General features: G+C 38.6%; 21 protein-coding genes and 1 pseudogene. 10 read left to right on the plus strand and 12 right to left on the minus strand.

The window, feature by feature from the left end; translation table 11 throughout:
- Positions 1 to 43: 43 nt before the first annotated feature.
- Positions 44 to 1,024: pseudogene (locus K6I41_RS19050) on the plus strand (M57 family metalloprotease).
- Between the two features lie 101 nt (positions 1,025 to 1,125).
- Positions 1,126 to 1,500, plus strand: coding sequence for a hypothetical protein (locus K6I41_RS19055; protein WP_003656007.1), 375 nt, complete (start codon positions 1,126 to 1,128; stop codon positions 1,498 to 1,500).
- Between the two features lie 62 nt (positions 1,501 to 1,562).
- Here the strand turns inward: K6I41_RS19055 and K6I41_RS19060 are convergent, their stop codons facing one another.
- The 4 genes from K6I41_RS19060 to K6I41_RS19075 all read right to left on the minus strand — a co-directional run bounded on the left by K6I41_RS19060 (position 1,563) and on the right by K6I41_RS19075 (position 5,853).
- Positions 1,563 to 2,855: a lytic murein transglycosylase gene (locus K6I41_RS19060; RefSeq protein ID WP_250374964.1), complete on the minus strand. Its 1,293-nt coding sequence runs from the start codon at positions 2,853 to 2,855 to the stop codon at positions 1,563 to 1,565.
- Positions 2,856 to 3,557: 702 nt separating this feature from the next.
- The gene (locus K6I41_RS19065) at positions 3,558 to 4,679 is read right to left on the minus strand and encodes a 5-(carboxyamino)imidazole ribonucleotide synthase (RefSeq protein WP_250374965.1); all 1,122 of its coding nucleotides are present in this window, start codon (positions 4,677 to 4,679) and stop codon (positions 3,558 to 3,560) included.
- A gap of 9 nt (positions 4,680 to 4,688) precedes the next feature.
- Positions 4,689 to 5,204, minus strand: coding sequence for a 5-(carboxyamino)imidazole ribonucleotide mutase (gene purE / locus K6I41_RS19070; RefSeq protein ID WP_002115451.1), 516 nt, complete (start codon positions 5,202 to 5,204; stop codon positions 4,689 to 4,691).
- Positions 5,205 to 5,490: 286 nt separating this feature from the next.
- Positions 5,491 to 5,853: a DMT family protein gene (locus tag K6I41_RS19075; RefSeq protein WP_014207671.1), complete on the minus strand. Its 363-nt coding sequence runs from the start codon at positions 5,851 to 5,853 to the stop codon at positions 5,491 to 5,493.
- Between the two features lie 240 nt (positions 5,854 to 6,093).
- On the opposite strand from K6I41_RS19075, the gene mpl reads away from it, so the two are divergent.
- On the plus strand, positions 6,094 to 7,467 hold the full coding sequence (gene mpl, locus K6I41_RS19080) for a UDP-N-acetylmuramate:L-alanyl-gamma-D-glutamyl-meso-diaminopimelate ligase (protein ID WP_250374966.1): 1,374 nt from the start codon (positions 6,094 to 6,096) through the stop codon (positions 7,465 to 7,467).
- Positions 7,468 to 7,536: 69 nt separating this feature from the next.
- Here the strand turns inward: mpl and K6I41_RS19085 are convergent, their stop codons facing one another.
- The gene (locus tag K6I41_RS19085) at positions 7,537 to 8,787 is read right to left on the minus strand and encodes a low temperature requirement protein A (RefSeq protein ID WP_151826732.1); all 1,251 of its coding nucleotides are present in this window, start codon (positions 8,785 to 8,787) and stop codon (positions 7,537 to 7,539) included.
- Between the two features lie 135 nt (positions 8,788 to 8,922).
- Between K6I41_RS19085 and K6I41_RS19090 the strand changes: the two genes are divergently transcribed.
- From K6I41_RS19090 to K6I41_RS19115, 6 genes are all read left to right on the plus strand, one after another.
- Complete coding sequence (locus tag K6I41_RS19090) at positions 8,923 to 9,519, plus strand: phosphatase PAP2 family protein (RefSeq protein ID WP_250374967.1); 597 nt, start codon at positions 8,923 to 8,925, stop codon at positions 9,517 to 9,519.
- Positions 9,520 to 9,838: 319 nt separating this feature from the next.
- Positions 9,839 to 10,795 (plus strand): TerC family protein, encoded by a 957-nt coding sequence (locus K6I41_RS19095; RefSeq protein WP_013199302.1) that lies wholly within the window; start codon positions 9,839 to 9,841, stop codon positions 10,793 to 10,795.
- A gap of 297 nt (positions 10,796 to 11,092) precedes the next feature.
- Positions 11,093 to 12,148: a Rieske 2Fe-2S domain-containing protein gene (locus K6I41_RS19100; RefSeq protein ID WP_250374968.1), complete on the plus strand. Its 1,056-nt coding sequence runs from the start codon at positions 11,093 to 11,095 to the stop codon at positions 12,146 to 12,148.
- Between the two features lie 56 nt (positions 12,149 to 12,204).
- Positions 12,205 to 13,527, plus strand: a complete 1,323-nt coding sequence (gene guaD, locus K6I41_RS19105; protein ID WP_199944078.1) for a guanine deaminase — start codon at positions 12,205 to 12,207, stop codon at positions 13,525 to 13,527.
- A gap of 216 nt (positions 13,528 to 13,743) precedes the next feature.
- Positions 13,744 to 14,271 (plus strand): hypoxanthine phosphoribosyltransferase, encoded by a 528-nt coding sequence (hpt, locus tag K6I41_RS19110; RefSeq protein ID WP_004795560.1) that lies wholly within the window; start codon positions 13,744 to 13,746, stop codon positions 14,269 to 14,271.
- Between the two features lie 172 nt (positions 14,272 to 14,443).
- Entirely contained in the window at positions 14,444 to 14,695 is a 252-nt protein-coding gene (locus tag K6I41_RS19115; RefSeq protein ID WP_000269732.1) for a GlsB/YeaQ/YmgE family stress response membrane protein, read from the plus strand.
- Positions 14,696 to 14,746: 51 nt separating this feature from the next.
- Here K6I41_RS19115 and K6I41_RS19120 read toward each other — a convergent pair whose 3' ends face one another.
- Entirely contained in the window at positions 14,747 to 15,445 is a 699-nt protein-coding gene (locus K6I41_RS19120; protein ID WP_250374969.1) for a DsbC family protein, read from the minus strand.
- A gap of 95 nt (positions 15,446 to 15,540) precedes the next feature.
- Positions 15,541 to 16,506 (minus strand): CDF family Co(II)/Ni(II) efflux transporter DmeF, encoded by a 966-nt coding sequence (dmeF, locus tag K6I41_RS19125; RefSeq protein ID WP_250374970.1) that lies wholly within the window; start codon positions 16,504 to 16,506, stop codon positions 15,541 to 15,543.
- A 57-nt stretch (positions 16,507 to 16,563) separates the two neighbouring features.
- Here dmeF and K6I41_RS19130 point away from each other — a divergent pair, with 57 nt between their 5' ends.
- Positions 16,564 to 16,827, plus strand: a complete 264-nt coding sequence (locus K6I41_RS19130) for a metal/formaldehyde-sensitive transcriptional repressor (protein WP_013199307.1) — start codon at positions 16,564 to 16,566, stop codon at positions 16,825 to 16,827.
- 49 nt (positions 16,828 to 16,876) lie between these two features.
- Here K6I41_RS19130 and mnmE read toward each other — a convergent pair whose 3' ends face one another.
- The 5 genes from mnmE to rpmH form a co-directional block, all read right to left on the minus strand.
- On the minus strand, positions 16,877 to 18,232 hold the full coding sequence (mnmE, locus tag K6I41_RS19135) for a tRNA uridine-5-carboxymethylaminomethyl(34) synthesis GTPase MnmE (protein WP_250374971.1): 1,356 nt from the start codon (positions 18,230 to 18,232) through the stop codon (positions 16,877 to 16,879).
- Between the two features lie 90 nt (positions 18,233 to 18,322).
- Positions 18,323 to 20,083 (minus strand): membrane protein insertase YidC, encoded by a 1,761-nt coding sequence (gene yidC / locus K6I41_RS19140; RefSeq protein ID WP_004795565.1) that lies wholly within the window; start codon positions 20,081 to 20,083, stop codon positions 18,323 to 18,325.
- A gap of 5 nt (positions 20,084 to 20,088) precedes the next feature.
- Positions 20,089 to 20,409 (minus strand): membrane protein insertion efficiency factor YidD, encoded by a 321-nt coding sequence (gene yidD / locus K6I41_RS19145; protein ID WP_250374972.1) that lies wholly within the window; start codon positions 20,407 to 20,409, stop codon positions 20,089 to 20,091.
- A gap of 10 nt (positions 20,410 to 20,419) precedes the next feature.
- Positions 20,420 to 20,812, minus strand: a complete 393-nt coding sequence (gene rnpA, locus K6I41_RS19150) for a ribonuclease P protein component (RefSeq protein WP_004795567.1) — start codon at positions 20,810 to 20,812, stop codon at positions 20,420 to 20,422.
- A 29-nt stretch (positions 20,813 to 20,841) separates the two neighbouring features.
- Entirely contained in the window at positions 20,842 to 20,976 is a 135-nt protein-coding gene (rpmH, locus tag K6I41_RS19155) for a 50S ribosomal protein L34 (protein WP_000831329.1), read from the minus strand.
- Positions 20,977 to 21,658 lie beyond the last annotated feature (682 nt).

A 21,658-nucleotide genomic window follows, 5' to 3' on the forward strand; every position in this document is an offset into this window, starting at 1 on the left:
TTGGTAAAAAATAATGAGACTAAAGTCTCATTTATTTATTTGAATCGTACGTTTTTTGATTGATTTTTCACTTTATATTCTTATAATACGTTTTTTTTAAAATCTCCCCCCTTCAATTATGCGTTTAACATCTTTGTTATTAGGCGTAGCCTTTGCTTTTTCTAATTTTCAGGCTAATGCTAATCTTGCTACTCCAGCTCACACTCAAATTCAGCAAAAAGCAGGTCAACATTTGACTTACAAAATTGCTGATATTGATCCACGTTTTAGTTTAAGCCAAGACCAATTAATTCAAATTAGCCAACAAGCTGCGGACATTTGGAAGCAAGGTACTGGACAGGATTATTTTACTTATGATCCAAATGCAAAGTTAGAAATTCGTTTAGTTTACGATAATAGCCAGAGTCGTTCTGAACAGCGTCAAAAAATTGCTGCTCAGTTTCAGCAAGAACAGCAACGTGTAATTGATGAACAGCAACAAATTAAGCAATTGAAACAAACTCTTGGCCAAACTCAATCTGATCTTGAAAATAAGAAGCAGATTTTGAATGGCAAATTGAAAAATCTTGACGAGCAAATGATGCAGCTTAACCAAGGCAAATTAGCACCTGAATACAGTGCTAAATCTTTGGCTAAAACTCAGAAAGATTTGCAAAAACAAACTGTTGCTTTAAAGAAAGAAATTGCTGCATATAATGAGCAAGCTAAAGATTTAAATGTCAAAGTTACTCACTTTAATCAGATTAACAATGAGTTCAACAATTCATTGACCCAATTTAAGCAAAATGCCCAAGCTGATGTCTTTAAAAAAGGTATTTATAATGGCAAGCAAATTGTGATTTATGAGTTTAAGTCTATTGATGATTTACGTTTAACAATTGCTCATGAGTTAGGACATGCGCTTGGTTTAAAACATAGCGATCAACCAAATGCATTAATGTACTCAGTACGTAAAGATGGTGACAGAAAAGTCACTGGTCTTACAGATGCTGATCGTGATCTATTAAGTGCTTTACCTCAATAATTAAGGACTTGATATAAAATGATGTATCTATTTCTAGGTAGATACATCGAAATTCATATCAAAGTCATGTTATTGTGGTCATAAGAGCTAACTAAAATAGAATGGAGATCAAGATGAGTTACTATCATATCCTGATTGAAGTAAATGATCATATCAGCACAATTGAACAAACACGTGATATTGAACTGTTTGATATTATTGAAATTAAACCATACCTCCATTCTATTCTAATTCCCTTTTTCAATGAGCATGAAATCGAGCTTGAAGATGAAAATATCGAATATAAAGATATTCTACATCTTGAAGTGAAACAGACTCTATTACCGATTGAACATTTAATTGAAGAAGAACAAAAGCAATTACCAAGTGATACAGATGTTACGATCACAGCGTATGAAATCTTTAATGATCGAGATTTAAGCCAAGATGTGACTTCAGTTATTTTTGATATTTTGGAAGCGGTAAAATTAGATTAGCAATCTAATACAAATACTTATAAAAAAGGTCTGCACATGCAGACCTTTTTTATATCTTCATTTTATTGCATCATTTTTTGGGCTTGTTCTTGGCGAAATGCGCGTAAGATTTGTTGCCCTGCTCGTCCTGATGGATTTAAACCTAAACGAGTTTGCTCCTGACGAATAGCTACACGGGTTTTATCCCCAATAAGACCATCAACTGCACCAATATCGTAGCCGCGATTAATCAAAAACTGTTGGATTTCACGACGTTCAGCGCGTGAAGTTCCTGGATCATCAGTTGGCCAAGATGTTGCAAAAGAACGAGCGCCTTTTAAACGATCAGATAGATGGGCAATTGCAAGACCATAACTTTCCGCTGCGTTATAACTGTAGATAGCATCAAAATTCTTAAATACTAAAAATACTGGACCATTTACACCTGCCGGTGCCATTAAACCTGCCGACGTACTGCCAGATAAAGGACCTTGAACAAGTGGAGAGCCGTCAATTCGAGTTACCCCTCGTGCACTCCAGCTACTTAATGCTTTCTTTGAGCGTCGCCCTTCTCCATCAATTGACATGCCTTGAGGAACTTTTACTTCAAAACCCCATGGCATTCCTGTTTGCCAACCAGCTTTATTTAAGAAATTAGCCGTTGATGCTAATGCATCTGCAGTACTTGATACTAAATCGCGACGACCATCTCCATCAAAATCAACAGCTAAACGCTCATAGGTCGATGGCATAAATTGCGTATGTCCAAACGCCCCAGCCCAAGAACCTTTCAGTTGATCTTCGGTTAAGTCACCGCGCTGTAAAATACGCATGGTGGCAAAAAATTCAGTACGGAAATAACTTTGTCGACGACCTTCACAACTTAAAGTTCCTAGTGCCTGTAATAAAGGATATTTTCCAGAAATATCACCAAAATTACTTTCCACACCCCATACTGCCACGATTGTTTCTGGTGGCACGCCGTAAGTTTGAGAAGCACGATTTAAAACATCGCGATGTTGCGCCAGTTTTTGTTTTCCAAGCTCAACACGCTCTTCATCGACTAAGCCAGAAAGATAATCCCAAATTGGTGTCGAAAATTCTGGTTGATAGTTTAATTTATCAATAACTGAATAATCTGGAGTTAAGTTTTGAGTATAACGGTCATAAGTTGCTCCCGAGACTCCCGCAGCAATTGCTTGAGAACGTAAATTTGCCAAACAACTTTGGAAATTATTATTAGGCGTATAATCTTCGCTAGTTACTACTGGAACAGTAGCATTGCTAGATATTGTAGAACCATTAATTACGAGCTCTGCTTGAGCCTGAGTCATTGCTAAAAATACAGAGCCAACAATACAAGAAAAACGTCGCATATTATCCCAGTTTCAATTTTTGAATTTAAATTTTTAAGTACCATACCATTATGAGTCTAAAATTTCAGAGAGAAAACGTAAATTTGAATTCATAATCTCTTCTTTAAATTCATTTTCAGTGTTTTAAATTCAAATTTCCCACTTTATTTTAAATTTAAAACTTCCCCGATGTGCATCACCAGTTTTGAATTCAAAACAATAGCGCATAGTTTAAATTCAAAAGTCTTACTTTAAATTTAAACTATAACGCAGGCGTTTCTGTGGATAAACTTATCCACAATCAAGCAAAAACAGCACTATTTATTGATTCCATTCTATATTTCATTATTCTTGATGACACGAAAAATCCAATCACCCAAACAATCTATATTTTTAAATTCAAAAATCGCGCAATAATTTAAATTCAAACTTACCGCATTATTTTAAATTTAAAACACTTCAACAAACACCATTAATTTTTGAATTCAAAAACAATGAGATCTATCGTCAACTACAAATCAAACGCTCTTGTGGATAACTAACTTTAAATTCAAAACAATCAAGCTTCACTTTTTAAATTTAAAAATACCATCAATATTTAAATTCAAAAATTTTCACAAAAAGTTATCCACAAATAAGAAATTGCTCAGGATTTATTATTTTTTAAATTTAAAAGATAAAAAAAGCGATCCGAAGATCGCTTTTTAGAGAATTAGAAATGCTTTAGAGCGTCATATCCGCTGTTAAAGCGAGTGGTTCTGGCAAAATTTCTGCTAATTGACGGCATAAATTCGTCAATTCATTACTATCCACAGGCATTAAAGTGATATGGCCTAACTTACGACCAGCACGTTCAGACTTATTATAAAGGTGCAGATGAGCACCATTTAAGGCAAGTACATCTTCAGTTTTAGGATGCTGACCAATAATATTGATCATAACCGTTGGGCGAACAACATCTGTTGAACCCAATGGTAGACCTGCAACAGCTCGAATATGGTTTTCAAACTGAGAACAAACAGCACCTTCAATGGACCAATGACCAGAGTTATGCACTCGCGGTGCCATCTCATTTGCACATAAGCCTTGTTCTGTGACAAATAGCTCTAGAGTTAACACACCAACATAGTTGAGGTGATTCAACAAACAAGTAATGTAGTCTTGAGCCACAGGTTGCAAAGCTTCGCTATTCGGCGCTGGAACAATTGAATGCGATAAAATGCCATTATGATGGTGATTTTCAGCCAGTGGCCAAGTTTTTACTTCACCATTTTGGCCGCGTACCGCAATAATTGAAACTTCGCGAGAGAATTTAACAAAGCTTTCGGCAACTAGACTTTTTGCAGGACCAAGTTCAGCCCAAGCAGTATCAATCTGGTCTTCTGAACGAAGTACAAACTGACCTTTACCATCATATCCACCAGTTGCAGTCTTAAGCACAATCGGTAAACCAAGCTCAGCAACAGCCTTTTTCAAGCTTTCTAGACTATCTACAGCACGATACGGCGCAACAGGAATAGTAAGCTCATCAAACAATGCTTTTTCTGACAAACGATTTTGCGCAGTTGCTAAAGCCACACGGGGAGGGTGCAATGCTTTGGTTTGTGTCAAAACATCCACATCTTCAACGGGCGTATTTTCAAACTCAAGACTAAAAACATCAGCACTTTCAATAAACTGCTTTAAGCCTTGCTCATCTTGGCTAGAAAAGACTTGACCTAGAACACCTGCAGGACAATCTGTATTTGCTTCAAAAAAAGTACACTGAATATTTAATGGTAACGCTGCTTGAGCCATCATTCGGCCCAGTTGCCCACCACCAAAAATACCGATAGTTTTATCCATCTCAGCCTCTTACACCTGACCCGGAATATTTTTGCTTGCAACTTTATCAGTTTGCGCAGCACGGAAATCAGCAACATTTTTTGCGATTTCAGGACGAGTTAAACCTAAGATTTGTGCCGCCATAATTGCAGCATTCGTCGCACCAGCTGGACCAATTGCTAAAGTACCCACTGCAATACCTGCTGGCATTTGTACGATTGAAAGCAAAGAATCTACGCCATTTAAAATTGATGATTTAACTGGCACACCCAAAACTGGTAAATCAGTTTTTGCGGCACACATTCCAGGTAAATGCGCTGCACCACCAGCACCAGCAATAATCACTTGAATACCGCGATCACGCGCAGTTTCTGCATATTCAAATAAACGGTCTGGAGTACGATGAGCAGATACCACTTCCGCTTCAAATGGGACACCAAGCTGTTTAAGCATATTGGCTGTGTTTTCGAGAGTTGCCCAATCAGATTGAGAACCCATAATAATTCCAACGAGAGGTTGAGCGTCTTGTGCTGCGGCCGCATTCATTGCTAATGTTCCAGAGACAAAAGTAAAAGAAGATAAATCTCGACGAGAGCCAAGTTTTAAATGGTTCGGAAGCCCATTATTATAGACTGATTTTTCATCTCACGAAAATTTAACTGACCAGCTCTGCGAATATTTTTAATCTCTTCAAAAAATGTCATGGTTTAACAATGACACATTCTCAAATTTTATTAATATTATTTAAACATCCAACAAGATAAACAGGCACTTGGAAGAGCAATGGCTTATTGCAAAGTAGAATAAAACATTCAATGCAAGCCATTGCAGCTTACTGGCTTCTAAATACGAAGTAGACACAGCCAAATAAACATACCATCGCCCACAAATAATCCAGTTTAAATGGTTGTTTAAACAAGAAAAGCATAAACGGTACAAACACAATCAGTGTGACCACTTCCTGTGTAATTTTCATTTCACCGAGTAACCAGCCTTGTGCACTCAGCATACGAGTTGCCGGAATCATAAAACTATATTCAAGTAGGGCTATAATCCAACCGAATAAAATCGCTTGCCAAAGTGGAGCATGGTGCAAAAATTTAAGATGCCCATACCATGCAAGTGTCATAAAGCAGTTAGAAATAATTAATAGCGTAAAAGCTAAAACCGTTGGGCTCAAAGGCACATCCTTCATCTTTACGATGATTTAAGTATTCTAAAGATACAAAACATTATAAAAGATAAAACTGTAATTCAGCTTAAATCGAAAAAATAAAGATGTGCTTTTCTCAGGGCCTCAAACACATAGAACAACAACGATTTTTGACTATCTTTTCGAGTTTAGCCTTGCTATCGTTGCTGGCAAATTTATCAATAATGCACACACAGTCATTCATACGAATATTGTGTACAAAAGCAGTGGAGAAGGCGAGCAATGCATCTGCATATCTTGGGTATTTGTGGCACTTTTATGGGCTCTTTAGCACTTTTAGCTCGTGATTTAGGACATAAGGTAACCGGTTCCGATTCAAACGTTTACCCACCAATGTCTACCCAGTTAGAAAACGCAGGCATTACCCTCATGCAAGGCTACGACCGTAGTCATTTACAGCCTCACCCAGATTTAGTGATTGTCGGAAATGCCATGAAACGTGGTATTGATGCCGTGGAATATATGCTTAATGAAGGTTTGCAATATATTTCTGGTCCTCAGTTCCTTGCCGATCACGTTTTACAAGGTAAACATGTGCTTGGTGTAGCAGGAACTCATGGTAAAACCACGACTACCACCATGCTCGCTTGGGTACTTGATCAGGCTGGTTTAAATCCGGGCTTTTTAATTGGTGGTGTTCCACTTGGTTTTAGCGAAAGCGCTCGTTTAGGCGGTGGCAAATACTTCTGCGTTGAAGCCGACGAATATGACTCAGCTTTCTTTGATAAACGTTCTAAGTTTGTTCACTATCATCCAAAAACGGCGATTTTAAATAACCTTGAATTTGACCATGCCGATATTTTTGATGACCTAGCAGCGATTCAAAAGCAATTCCATCATCTTGTACGTACCATTCCAAGTGAAGGTCGTATTATTGCGCCAATTACTGAAACGCATATTGATGAAGTGCTGGAAATGGGTTGCTGGACACCAGTGATTCGTACAAGTTTAGAAGCGAATGAAAAAGCTGCTTTATCTGCTGAATTAATCTCAATTGATGGTAGTCATTTTAAAGTACTCGAAAATGGCAATGTCGTTGGCGAAGTCAAATGGACCATGACAGGACAACATAGCGTAGCGAATGCTTTGGCAACGATTGCAGCCGCTCAACATGTAGGTGTTGCACTTGAAACGGCTTGTGAAGCTTTATCTAACTTTGGCGGTGTAAAACGCCGTATGGAGTTACTTGGTACCGTGAATGGTATTGAGGTTTATGATGACTTTGCTCACCACCCAACAGCAATTGATACCACTTTAGATGGCGCACGTAAACGCTTAGGTAAACGCCGTTTATGGGCCATTATTGAACCACGTTCAAATACAATGCGTATGGGCAGTCATAAAGATGGTTTAGCACATTCAGCACGCTTAGCAGATGAAGTCATCTGGTATCAGCCAGAAGGTTTAGATTGGGACTTACAACCCGTGATTGAAGCTGCTTCTAACCATGCTCAAGTGAGCCGCTCTCTTGACGAAATTATTGACCGTATTGTCAATGAAGCAGGTGAGGGCGATGCCGTTGTGATTATGTCTAACGGTGGCTTTGGTGGCTTACATCAAAAACTCATGAGCGCATTAAAAGCAAAAGCTGCTTAACTTCCGCTTTAGATGATTCAATAAAAAAACGGGTTTCAATTTGAAACCCGTTTTTTATATCAATTATTTTTAAACTTTTTCTGGCTCTATATTGGCCATAAATTTATTAGAAACGATTAAACGTAAACTATATACAATGCCCATCGCAAAAACGCTATATCCCACGTTATTACAAATAAACGGAATACATAAAATAATGAGCGCGGTGATCGGATAAAACCATTTCGTGATTCCAGATAAACATTGGAACTCGTAAAGTATCCAAATACAGGTAGTATAGAGCACCACACTCACCGCAACGACTATTCCCATATATAAATCAGAAATATGCGCGTGATGGGTTGTGACATCCACAGCGGCGGCAAGCGCTGCACCCACCGCAGCAATACTGACAAAAACAAAATAATGGCCGTATCCCCAAACAAATGGGCGTACACCTTTAACATGATGATGTTGTTCACTACGGTCAAAATAAGCCCACCACATTGCGAACATCAACATCAATCCACCGATCATTAAGAAAACGGCTGGGATATTCATTGACTGAGCGGCTAAGGCATCACGTATGGCATTAAAACTACCGACGATTGATTCACCCAGAACAATAATCGTGAGTAACGCATAGCGTTCTACAATGTGGTGAGGATGCCACGGCGTTGGTGAATATTTTTCTGCATAGATAGGAATAAATAACTCCATCGCAACCAGAAATAAAAATAAAGGAACTGAAAGTATGTGCGCAAAATTAGCAACGAGCCAACCCACCTGAACCAAGACAATACCGATCGCATAGCGGTAAGCGGTAATTCGCCGCTCTGGATCATGTTTTGCTGCACGTAACCACTGGGTAACCAGTGCCATGCGCATAATCACATAACCAATAATGATGATGTCAAAATCCTGACTACGAAATACATCAGGAATACCGGCGGCCATCACCAATGACCCCACAATCTGTACAAAGGTAAGGCATCGATACAATGCATCATCGTTATCGTAGGCTGAAGCAAACCACGAAAAATTCATCCATGCCCACCACAGCGCAAAAAATACCATCAGGTAGCTTGGTAATGCATGCCAGAGGTGATTTTCAATAATCGCGTGATGTAACTGCTGACCTGCTGTTGCAATCGCGACTACAAAAATTAAATCGAACAATAATTCGAGTGGAGTTGCTGCTCTATGCGGCTGTTTTGGATCTCTTGGAGATAAAGGCCTCAAACTTAATTTTTTCTGTTTTTCTTGAGTAGTCATAAAATAACGTTCTCGAATAAAGTGCCAACACGTTAACACTTTAATATTAACGCCCAGAACACGCATTAAAAAATATCTAGACCTGCTGTTTAATCTTTACTCACAAACAAACTATATTTCATTTTTGTGACAATTCTTTATCAAGACAATAGGCTTAATTCTTTATCATAGCCCACGTTTTTGTTCTTGTTTGGAATATGAATGTCTTTAGAAACACTCAACCTTAGCTTATTCCATGTGATTAATGGGGCTCAGGATGCGAGTCAATTTATCATTCGTCTTGCTATCTTTTTTGCTAATGATCTCCTCTATATTCTTTTATTCATCCTTACATTTTTATGGTTCTATGGTGATCAAGATTTAAAAAATAGAGTCATTAAATCTGTCTTTTTAACCTGCATATCCCTTTTAGTAGGTTACGTTATTTCTCTGTTTTATCATCACGCAAGACCGTTTGTCATGGGTGTTGGCACCACGTTTATTAAGCATGCGCCAACAGCATCTTTTCCAAGTAATCATATGCTGATTTTCAGTACCATTGCTCTGTCTTATTTGTTTGCTCAACGCAAAATGATTGGAATCATTCTTTTAGTCTTATCATTTGTGGTGGCGTGGTCACGCATTTATTTAGGTGTGCATTTCCCTTTAGACATGCTAGGTGCTTTTATTGTCGCACTACTAGTCAATACAGCAGGTTATTACTTCTGGAATGCTTACGGTACAAGTTTGACCGCATTCTTTATTCACCTTTACCAGATTATATGCAAACCGCTTTTAGACCGCGGTTTAATTAAATAATTCGTAGATCTTTTTTATATTAAAACCACGACATTAAGTTCAGTTGCGTAATATAAAAAAATCTGCCATTCTATGTGAAATTGGATATGTTTTATCCAAAACAGAATTTAGTTTGACAAGGGGAGTAGCCTCCTCCAAACATAACAGCAATGTTATGTGTCAGATATCGTCAATACACTTTTATTAAAAAGTCGGTATCTGAGCATCGTGAAATTCATGATGTAGGCAAGACCTTGATCATGTTGATACAGATGTTTTAATTCATCTGGCAACTGGTCGAGGTTTTTTTATGCCCAATTGCCGGATGTGAGGAGGATTTATGGAAACAATCGGCAATCTATGGCTGTACATAGCATTCTTTGGCATTGTCATTGTCATGCTTTTAGTAGACTTTTTAGGCTTTAAGCAAAAGCAAGGTCAGGATGTCTCAATTAAGCAAGCTGCTTACTGGAGCGTGGCGTGGGTAAGCGTCGCGGTCTTATTTGGTGGTGGTTTATGGCTATATCTACAGCAAACTGCTGGTGTGACCTTAGCAAATCAAAAAACCATGGAATACTTCGCAGGTTACTTACTTGAAAAGTCCCTCGCAATTGACAACGTTTTCGTCTGGTTAATGATTTTTGCGGCATTTGCTATTCCAGCTGCACTACAACGTAAAATTTTGCTCTACGGCGTATTAGGCGCAATCGTACTGCGTACTCTGTTTATCTTTATTGGCGCATGGTTTGTTCAAGAGTTTTCATGGGTGCTTTATATCTTTGGTGCGTTCTTGGTATATACAGGTTTCAAATTCTTAAAAGGCCAAGAAGAAGAAACCAATATTGAAGATATCAAGGCTCTAAAATGGTTACGTAAGCACATGCGTATTACGCCGCAGCTGGAAGGTGACAAATTCTTTGTTCGTCAAAATGGTTTATTGTGGGCAACGCCATTATTTTTAGTATTGATTTTGGTTGAAGCTTCAGATGTGATTTTCGCGGTAGACTCTATTCCTGCTATTTTCGCGGTAACAAGCGATCCGTTTATTGTTTTAACAGCAAACTTAATGGCAATTTTAGGTTTACGAGCAATGTTCTTTTTACTTGCTGGCGCTGCTTCTAAACTACATTACTTACCGTATGGCTTAGGCATCATCTTATTGTTCATTGGTGCAAAAATGTTGTTGCTTGATGTATTCCACATGCCAATCTGGATTTCGTTGAGCTTTATCGTAATCGTGTTAGCAATTACCGCTTATCTCTCTTTACGACACAACAAAAAGCAATTGCAGTCTTAATTCATCCTATCGAGGGATCTACATAAAAAAGCACTTTTAAAGTGCTTTTTTATTGGGACTTGCTTGCGATCAATCAGTGCATTTTAAGTACTTAACAAATAATAAGCTTTCATGTTCAAAGCTAAATTAGAACAAAAATTCAAAAACACAATCCTATAAACCTATGTATTTTAATAATTTCACCCTTAATTTCTTCATTAAAAATCAATATTGGCAAGCTCTTTGCATTTCCTAAAAAGAAAAAAGCCTAGATTTTAAGGGCTCGCGAGAGCCCTGATTTTTTTAAGGAGTGATGCCATGAATGCTATTCCAACTTTAACGCCCCTTGCAATGCCGTGTAACAGCAGTTTTGAAGCAAAAGATTGGGAAATTTTATCTACTCACTGGTATCCGGTTGCCCGTATTCAAGATGTCTCTACTGCACCACAAAGAGTGACGTTATTAGATGTGAATATGGCCCTGTATAAGACAGAAAGTGGCGAAATTCACTTAGTTCGAGACATTTGCCCACATCGTGGTGTGCCTTTAACCAAAGGGTGGGTGGATGGTGAAGAAATTGTGTGTCCCTATCATGGTCTACGCTATAACACCGAAGGGAAGTGTACCCAAATACCAGCTCAACCTGATTTAACCAAAATTTCTGATCGTTTTTCTCTTACCAAATTTCCAGTTGTTGAACGATATGGCTTGATTTGGACCAGTATTCACAGTCGGGATATTACTCGAGCTAATATTCCAGTATTAGATACTTGGGAGCATGCAGAACATCAATCAATTTTACCGCCTTTTGTCGATATTGGCGGTTCTAGCGGACGTCAACTCGAAGGGTTTATCGATGTCGCTCATTTTGCATGGGTACATCACAACGCCTTTGCGAATCGAGAGAACCCTGTTGTACCTAAATATCACACAGAACGTACCAGCTACGGCCTAAAAACAGTCTATATCAGCAATGTCAGTAACTATCCACACGAACTAAAACATCTCGAACCAGAAGGCTTTTTGTGGAAGCGCACCTTTGATGTCTATCCACCTTTTTCAGCAGTACTTACTGTTGATTTTCCAGAAGGTGGGGTTTTAAAAATCTTGAATGCCTGCTGTCCTATCTCAAGCAATAAAACCCGTTTATTTGTTCCACTTACCCGTAACTTTGACCAAACAGGTGATTTAGAAAAAGTATATGCATTCAATGCGCAAATTTTTGCTGAAGACCAAGATATGATCGAATCACAAAAACCAGAAGACCTGCCACTTGATTTAATGATGGAAGCACATTTTGAAGCAGACCGTTCATCAACGACTTATCGACGGATTTTGGCTGAATGGGGACTAAGTAAACGTTATACGGTTTAAATATTGGCTAAGTGGGGTACAATCAATCGAAAAAAGTGAAAATATAAAGGCTTTCCATGTCATTGATCGCAAATACCACCGTTGTGCGTGGTCGTTTTTTAGATATCCAACAAACCGTTTCTGAGCCCACTGATATTCCAAATCAAGTGCGTTATTTAGAAGATGGTGTATTGATTAGTGAACATGGAAAAATCAAATGGTTTGGTGCATGGGAAGAAGCTCAACAGCATCTTCCTACTGGAGTCGAGGTTCAACATTACCCAGAGCAATTGATTGTACCCGGCTTTATTGATACCCATATCCACTTTCCACAAACCGAAATGGTGGGAGCTTACGGCGAACAACTTTTAAGCTGGCTCAATACCTATACTTTTCCCACTGAAATCCAGTTTCAAGACAAAGCATATGCAAATGAAATTGCACAATTCTTTGTTCAGGAACTCTTAAAGCACGGTACAACCACGGCCCTCGTTTTCTGTACAGTTCATCCTGAGTCTGTTGATGCTTTATTTGAAGCCGCAGAACGCGTTCAGATGCGTTTAATTGCCGGTAAGGTACTTATGGACCGCAATGCCCCTGAAGCGCTTTGTGACACGCCAGAAACGGCTTACAGCGACACCAAGGCACTCATTGAAAAATGGCATGGTAAAGGTCGCGCTCTTTATGCGATTACACCACGTTTCGCACCAACGTCTACACCAGAACAATTAGAAAGAGCAGGGCAGTTAAAACAAGAATTTCCAGATGTTTATGTACATACTCATTTAAGCGAAAACAAAGATGAAATTGCTTGGGTGAAATCTTTATTTCCAGAACAAACAGGCTATTTAGATGTTTATCAACATTATGGTCTGACTGGTAAACGTTCTGTGTTTGCTCATTGCGTTCACTTAGAAGAGGAAGAATGGCAATGTATGCATGATACGCAGTCGGCTATCGCATTTTGCCCAACGTCGAACCTGTTCTTAGGTAGTGGTTTATTCCCATTGAAAAAAACTTGGGAAAAACAAGTGAAAGTAGGTTTGGGGACAGATATCGGTGCTGGTACATCGTTTAGTTTGCTGCAAACTGTTAACGAGGCTTATAAGGTCCAACAGTTACAAGGCGATAAACTTTCAGCTTATGAAGCACTCTATCACGCGACACTAGGCGGAGCAAAAGCGCTTGATTTGCAGGACAAGTTAGGCAATTTCAACATCGGTAAAGAAGCAGACTTTGTGGTACTCAACCTTAAGCCAACTGCACTACAGCAACTTCGCCAGTCTAAATCCAAATCTGTTGAAGATTCGTTGTTTGCATTATTCACTTTAGGTGATGACCGTAATATTGAGGCGACTTATATTTATGGAAACCGTGCTTATCAAAAAGAAACAGCCTAATAAAAATCGGGCCGTTAAGTTTTTGTTATTATTTGGAATATGTGCTCTTGTATTAAAGCGGGATCGACATATTGCTCAAAATGATAAAACTTCAGAGTCATCAAAGGGTGCATGAAACATCATTTTGCTTTAAAATTTTACCATTAACTCAGATTTTAGAGGTGTTGCAGGTCAACACCTTTTTTATTTTTCTTTTATATCTTGTAGGAATCTGACATGACTGTTGCAATGAGCATCATGATTTCAACCGAAGAAATTCAAGCAAAAGTCAAAGAGCTCGGCGAGCAAATTAACGCTCACTATGCAAATAGTGACAAAGAGTTAGTCCTGATTGGGCTACTGCGTGGTTCTGTTATTTTCATGGCAGACTTGTGCCGAACGATTACCAAACCGCATGAACTCGACTTTATGACAGTGTCTAGCTACGGCGGCGGTACGACTTCAAGTCGAGATGTTAAAATCTTAAAAGATCTTGATGGTGAAATTCGCGGTAAAGATGTACTGGTCGTTGAAGATATTATCGACTCAGGTAATACCTTAAGCAAAGTTATGGAAATGCTGCAAACTCGTGAACCAAATTCGATTCAATTGTGTACGCTAGTGAGTAAGCCATCTCGCCGTGAAATTGATCTCGAAGTGAAATTTTTAGGTTTTGAAGTTGAAGACAAGTTTATTGTGGGTTATGGATTAGACTACGATCAAAAATATCGCCACTTACCATTTATTGGCGAAATTGGTTTATAAATTTCAAAAAAATAGCACCGCGAGGTGCTATTTTTTTATATAAAACTTTAGCTTCGAACAAAAAAGACACAAAAAGTCGCAATCTGCTACAGACAAAATAGATGACTCTGCCGCACGATAGAATATGAAGCAAAATCATTAACTTCATCAAAAAAACAACTGGAGAACAAATATGTGGTCACTCATTGTCGCTATTGTAGTTGGTTTCTTTGCTGGCTTAATCGCTCGTGCCTTACATCCAGGGGATGATAAAGCAGGTTTCATCGTAACGACCCTAATTGGTATTGCAGGTTCACTTCTCGCCACTTACGGTGGACGTTTACTTGGCCTTTATGGAGAAAATTCAGCTGCGGGCTTTATCGCATCTGTAATTGGTGCAGTCATTATTCTCTTTATTTACAATTTAATTGCACGAAAAAGTTAATGACTTTTAGGCAATAAAAAAGCACCTGATGGTGCTTTTTTTTAATTCATTTTATAGACCTAATTCTTTCCAAACGGCTTGAATTTCTTCGGCAGATCGAGCGCCTACCAGTTTAAATCCATTTGCAAAAATTAAGGTAGGGGTACCATTAAAACCTAATTTCTTTCCAAGCTCTAAATTACGGTCAATTGGATTAGCACAGCTTGCCACTGTTGGTTTAACACCTTGTTGAATCAGTTTTTTCCATGAATAGGATTGATTTGGTGCACACCACACCTGTCTAGAAACAACAATAGACTGGGGTTTTAAAGGATAGACGAACGTGTAAATGGTCACATCTTTCAGCTTATCGAGTTCAGGCTCGAGCTGCTTACAATAAGGACAGTTTGGATCAGAAAATACTGCTAGAACATGCTGTCCATTACCTTTAACCGTTTTAATCGCATCTTTTAAAGGTAATTGTTTCCAATCAATTGAGTTCTGTCCTAACACCAGATCTTTGGTCAAATTCTTCTGATCTTTTAATCGAATCATAGAACCAACAAGCATATGCTGACCATCTTCGCCAACATAGATGATTTGTTGATCCAGATTAGCACTATATATCCCAGACATTTCAGTTTTCTGAATATTACTAATTTTCAAATTAGGATATTGTTTTTTAATATTTTCCCTAACAGTATCTACATTAGCGAAACTCACACTTGTAGTTAGGCTAATTAACGCCAATATTCCTAATTTTTTAAGCATAAAACTGACTCATAGGTAGGAGAGGAGATCATTTTAATCAGTTCAGCTTTCTAAAACAGAACTGATTACCGAGTTATAACCAAACTGCCACTCATTTATGCCAATGTTTCACGTGGAACATAAATAGGTTTTAGAGTATTAATTTCTACCGATATATGCACAATTTCATCATGAATTGATAAAGCCTGACGAATCTGATCTGCGGTTAAAGAAATATCATCAGTTTCGAGTGCTAAAATACAGGAAAACTTACCTTTTGCGACTTTCCAGACATGAATATCCGTAATTTCAATATTTTTAGGAAATTCAGCAATCACTTCACGAATTTCTTCAACCACAGGATGGTCCATTTCTGCATCTAAAAGGGTTTTTCCTGTCTCTTTCATTAATCCAAGAGACCATTTTGCAACCAAAATAGCACCTAAAATTCCTAAAAGTGCATCTAAAAAATCCCATCCAAAATATTTACCCGCACAAAGCGCAATAATTGCAAAAACGGAGGTCACAGCATCTGCAACTACATGTAAAAATGCAGCTTTTTGGTTTAAATCGTGATGATGCCCATGCTCGTGATGGTGATGGTGATGGTGATGGTGATGGTGATGGTGCCCATCATCGTGAAGTAACCATGCGCAAATCAAGTTAATGACCAAACCTAAAATTGCAATGGGAATCGCTTCATTATAAAAAATCTCAACTGGATTAAATAAGCGTTGTATCGACTGAAAAGCCATCAAAATGGCGACAACCATCAGCAAAATCGCACTGCTATAACCCGCTAAAATCTCGATTTTCCAAGTTCCAAAACTAAATCGACGATCTTTGGAATAATGACGAGCTGCACGATAAGCAAAATAGGCTAAACCGAGTGCCAACATATGTGAACTCATATGCCAACCATCAGCCAGAAGGGCCATTGAATTGAAAAACCATCCACCAAATATTTCTAACACCATCATGGATGCCGTTAAAATCGTTGCAATCAAAATACGTTTTTGTGCAAGTGGATTTCCTTCATCAAACTGATGTTGATGATGACGTGATACACTATAATCCTGCATAAAATTTAAACCCAATATACTCCCTACCAGTATATTGAATTATACAAGAGAACACAGATGAGTCACATTGGTCAGGATAAAAAAATAGTTAATCGTGTAAAACGACTAAAAGGGCAAATTAATAGTATTGAGTATGCCGTTGAACAGCCTGATATTTCATGCATAGAAATACTGCAACAAGTTGCTGCCATTAAAGGTGCGATAAACGGTTTGATGAGTGAATTGATGGAACAACACTTACATCACCATGTGCTCAAAGAAGCACAAGTTGATCAGAATGAGTTAGATGAGTTTTTAAAGGTTCTAAAAAGATACGGTTAACGAGGTGACTGAATGACACAGCGATGTGCATCATTCAGAATTTTTTGAATTATTTTCCAATACAAAACGAACCAAAGATTTTGCCTAATAGATCATCGGCGCTAAAGTCACCGGTAATTTCACCTAAAGCATTTTGAGCAAGGCGTAATGATTCAGCAACGAGTTCACCTGCGTTAAACACAACAAGTTGCTCATGTGCTTCTGAAAGATAGAGCTGTGTGCGCTTCATTGCGTCTAAATGACGTGTTCTTGCAATAAAGGTGTCTTCCTCAGGATGGAAGCCTGCATGCGCTGTAATCGCATCTACGAGGCCTTGTACGCCCATCTCTTGTTTTGCAGAAACGGTTATATGACGAAACCCTTGAAAATCGCTTATTTCAGCTAATTGACCAGTTAAATCGCATTTATTGCCAATTAACATTAAGCGACGTGGTTCAATGTGTTCAGCAAAATATTCTTGAGCAAGTTTTAATGGGTCATCGCCTTGATTTAAATCATAAACCAGCAATAACAAATCAGCTTGTTCAATTTCTTTAATTGCTCTGCGAATCCCTTCTTTTTCAACAATGTCACCTGTTTCACGTAGGCCAGCTGTGTCTGTTAAGGTGATTGGTAGGCCATTTAAGCTAATTTTTTCATGTAAAACATCGCGAGTTGTACCAGCAATATCGGTCACAATTGCGCGCTCAACGCCAGCTAGCGCATTCAACAAGCTCGACTTACCTGCATTTGGTTTACCCGCAATAACGACTTGTAAGCCTTCACGTAGTAATTGACCTTGTCGTGCAGATGTTTGAACTGCATGTACTGACCGCTGAACATCTTCAAGTAAAGCTAAAATTTTACCGTCTGCCAAGAAATCAATTTCTTCTTCAGGAAAATCAATTGCAGCTTCAACATGTAAGCGTAAATGAATCAGTTTTTCTAAAACCGTATTAATTTTTGTTGAAAAAGCGCCTTGTAAAGAGCGAACAGCAGAACGTGCTGCAGCTTGTGAAGTCGCATCAATCAAGTCGGCAATCGCTTCTGCTTGTACCAAGTCCATCTTGCCATTTTCAAAAGCGCGCATGGAGAATTCACCAGCTTTTGCAGCAATTGCACCCAGCTCAAATAGACGTCCCAGCAAGGCATTTTGGATGACTGGACCACCGTGACCTTGTAGCTCGACAACATCTTCACCTGTAAACGAGTGGGGATTGGGAAAGCATAGAACAATCCCTTCATCCATAATGCTGCCATCAGCATCATAAAACTTACGAAAACCCGCCATACGTGCTTCAGGTAAGTTTTTCTGTGTCAGGTTTTGAGCAATCTCATAAGCTTTAGGTCCCGATAGGCGAATCACGCCCACACCACCACGCCCTGGTGGCGTTGCAATTGCGGCAATCGTGGTTTGACTTTGCATATTATTCACCTAAAAACCTAAAATCCAACCAAAGAAAAATCCGCCTAAGATTACCATCTTAAGCGGATTTATTCAGCAAAAGTTCAACGATTAAGAAGCTGATTCAGTCTTATTTATACGACTTTTTTCAACGCTCTTATTAATAAACGACTGCTGTAAAATAGTAATACTGTTGTTCACAATCCAGTACAGCACGAGACCTGCTGGGAAGAACAACATAAATACCGTGAACATAATCGGCATAATGCGGAACACTTTTGCCTGCATAGGATCAGCGGGTTGCGGGTTCAACATTTGCTGCGCAAACATCGTAGCACCCATGATCAACGGCAAGATGAACCAAGGATCCATTGCTGACAAGTCTTGAATCCAGCCTAACCACGGTGCGTGACGTAATTCCACACTTTCCATGAGTACCCAGTACAAAGCAAGGAAAATTGGCATTTGTAGCAACAATGGTAAACAACCTGAAAGTGGATTCACTTGTTCACGTTTGTATAAAGCCATCATTTCTTGCGAGAAGCGCATACGGTCTTCACCGAATTCTTCTTTCATGCGTTGCATTTCTGGTGCAATCACACGCATTTTCGCCATAGAACGATAACTTTTTGAAGATAAAGGCCACAAAATCATCTTCACCATCACGGTAAGTAAGATGATTGACCATCCCCAGTTGCCCACAATGCTATGGAAGAATTGAAGACCTAAGAACAATAACTTGGCAATCGGCCATAACCAGCCATAATCAACAGTCTGATTTAAGCCAACCGCTAAATCTTTTAATTCAGATTGTACTTTCGGACCTGAATAAAGTTTTGCGTCCACTTCCATTGAAGTGCCTGCTGGAACATTAATCACTGGTGAGGTAAAACCAATGATATTCATATGATCAGCAGATTGACGAGATTCAAGTTTAGCTACATAAGGCTGACCATTTGCTTGAGTCAGTTTAAGATTCCCAGGAATCCAAGCACTTACAAAATAATGCTGAACAATCGCAACCCATCCACCTTTCGCTTCAGTATTTACTTTTTCTTCTGAGAAATTAGCAAACTTAAGCTTATTGTAGTGTGAATCAGGTGTTCCCCAAGCTCCACCTAAGAAAGTTCCTAGAGTGAAAATACCTTGAGAAGATTTACCAGGATCATCAGAGTTATCACGCTTTAATTGTCCAAACATCTGACCTTGCCAGCTTTGTTGGCTACGGTTAATCACTTGATGTCTTACAACAATTGGATATTGCCCTTGGGTAAAGGTGAAAGTTTTAATAATTTCAACGCCTTCAGGTGTTTTAAATACCATCGGAACGTTTAAAACTTTTTCAGATTGACCCTTTTGATCCTGTACACCCTTAGCATCAGCCAAAGTATATGATGTTTTTTCAACCGCATATAATGGACGACCACCACGACTGCTATCTGGTCCATTCAAACCAATTAAGCCAGATTGAGCAACATATGTACGCTTGGCATCATTTTCAAGCATAACAAATGGCTGATCGCTGTCTTTGCTTTTGTCGTGTGAGAGTAATTCAATACGAACAATATCACCACCTTTTGGATTGATCCAAATATGGTAAAGGTCAGTTTGTACTGAAATAAGCTGTTGATTCACAGGTGCAGTTGCATCTGTGGTTTGTGACTGCGCAATATTTGCTTGTGGCACATCGGAAGCCACTGTTGCATTTTTAGCATTTGGCAAATCAGCAGATACTTCATGTGAACTTACAGCCGCCGCTTGTTTTTGCGGTGCAGTTGCAGCATTTCCATAATCTTTTTGCCAAGCCAAAATGAGCAAATATGCGGTGACAAACATGGCCCCGAGAATTGCAAACCTGGCCCATTGTTGCATATCTATTACCCCAAATGGTTAGAGAGATTTTGCTTCAGTAAACGATCACGAAAGGGTACAGCAACATGATGCGTTTGAGAATCTATTTGATGAAACGAAATAAAACGAATTGCTTTTGGCGGTACCGGATCATATCCAGATCCGCCCCACGGATGACAACGACAAATTCGTTTAGAAGATAACCAAACGCCTTTGATTACACCATGAGTTTGCAATGCTTCTATCGCATATTGGGAACAGGTCGGGATATAACGACAACGGGGTCCAAGAAGCGGACTAATCGCAATTTGATACAGTCGAATCAACCAACGTAGAAAACGAACCATTGGCTATCTCTTAATTCTGCGAGGTTGTGCCAACTTTAGAATGTTTTTTTGCTAAGCGTTGTAATTTTTGCCAAGCAAAATCTAATTGTTGATATAGCTCAGCATTCGTAATCGCTTCTATACCGACTTTCGGCATTACCACAATATCTATATCTGATCCAAAATTCGGCTGATGTAGACGAAAGCTCTCACGAGCAAGACGTTTTATTCGATTTCTTTCATGCGCACGGCGCACTTTTTTCTTAGCAACAACAATACCCAAACGGCTATTAGGCTGTTCGGTTAATTTTGCAAGAAATAAAAAATGGGGTTGATGCACTTTAAAAAGCGCACCATCGAATACACTTTTATAATCTGCAGCACAGCGTATTCGCACATCTGTGCTAAAATTGTAAAGTGTCATCACACCCAAGTCTGGTCAGCGTAACAGTATTAAACAGTTAAGCTATGACGACCTTTTGCACGACGACGAGCTAATACTTGACGACCAGCTTTAGTTGCCATACGAGCACGGAAACCATGAACGCGTTTACGCTTTAATTCAGATGGCTGGAAAGTACGTTTCATATCGAAACTCCCAAAAATGATCTTTCTATAAAGGTCCGCGATTTTATTGTGCAATGTTTACGCTGTCAATGAAAAACCAAGAAAGTTTTGTATTTAACCCAAATTTTTAATCTCTCTACTTCTTTTTATGATTGTCATAATTCAGTGCAATATATAGTTTTTAAAGTTATGCACAAAGTAATTGTCTATTTTTATTAGAACTTTTATTATATACACACCTTATATACATATTTATCAACAAAACAAGATATCATCTTGGCTTTGATTTGCTGCATTTGAATTTAAATTCATATTTTGTAGTTATCCACAAAAGATCATACCCCTATTAAATAAATTCAAATTTTAAAATTTATATTTATTCTTATTAGGAGTGGTTTTTTCTGTGGATTTCGTACTTTTAAATTTAAAAAACATGTATTTGGGTTGTTGATAACTCTGTTTTTATTATATTTATGGATTGTGGATAAGTTTGTGTGATAATTTATCCACAGGTTGTGCAAAAAGTTATACACAAGTGGTTTTGAATTTAAATTTATTCACAAGAGTTTTCTTTTTAGACAAAATTACTCGAATTCGTCATGACAGATGTGGATAACTTGGTTAGAATGGCGACCCCTTCTCATATGGAAGGGTGAATCTTTAGATTGTTTGAATTTAAAAAACGCAAAAATAGGGGATACAC

Source organism: Acinetobacter sp. AS23 (genome assembly GCF_023612055.1).
In the GTDB taxonomy this organism is placed as follows: domain Bacteria; phylum Pseudomonadota; class Gammaproteobacteria; order Pseudomonadales; family Moraxellaceae; genus Acinetobacter; species Acinetobacter oleivorans.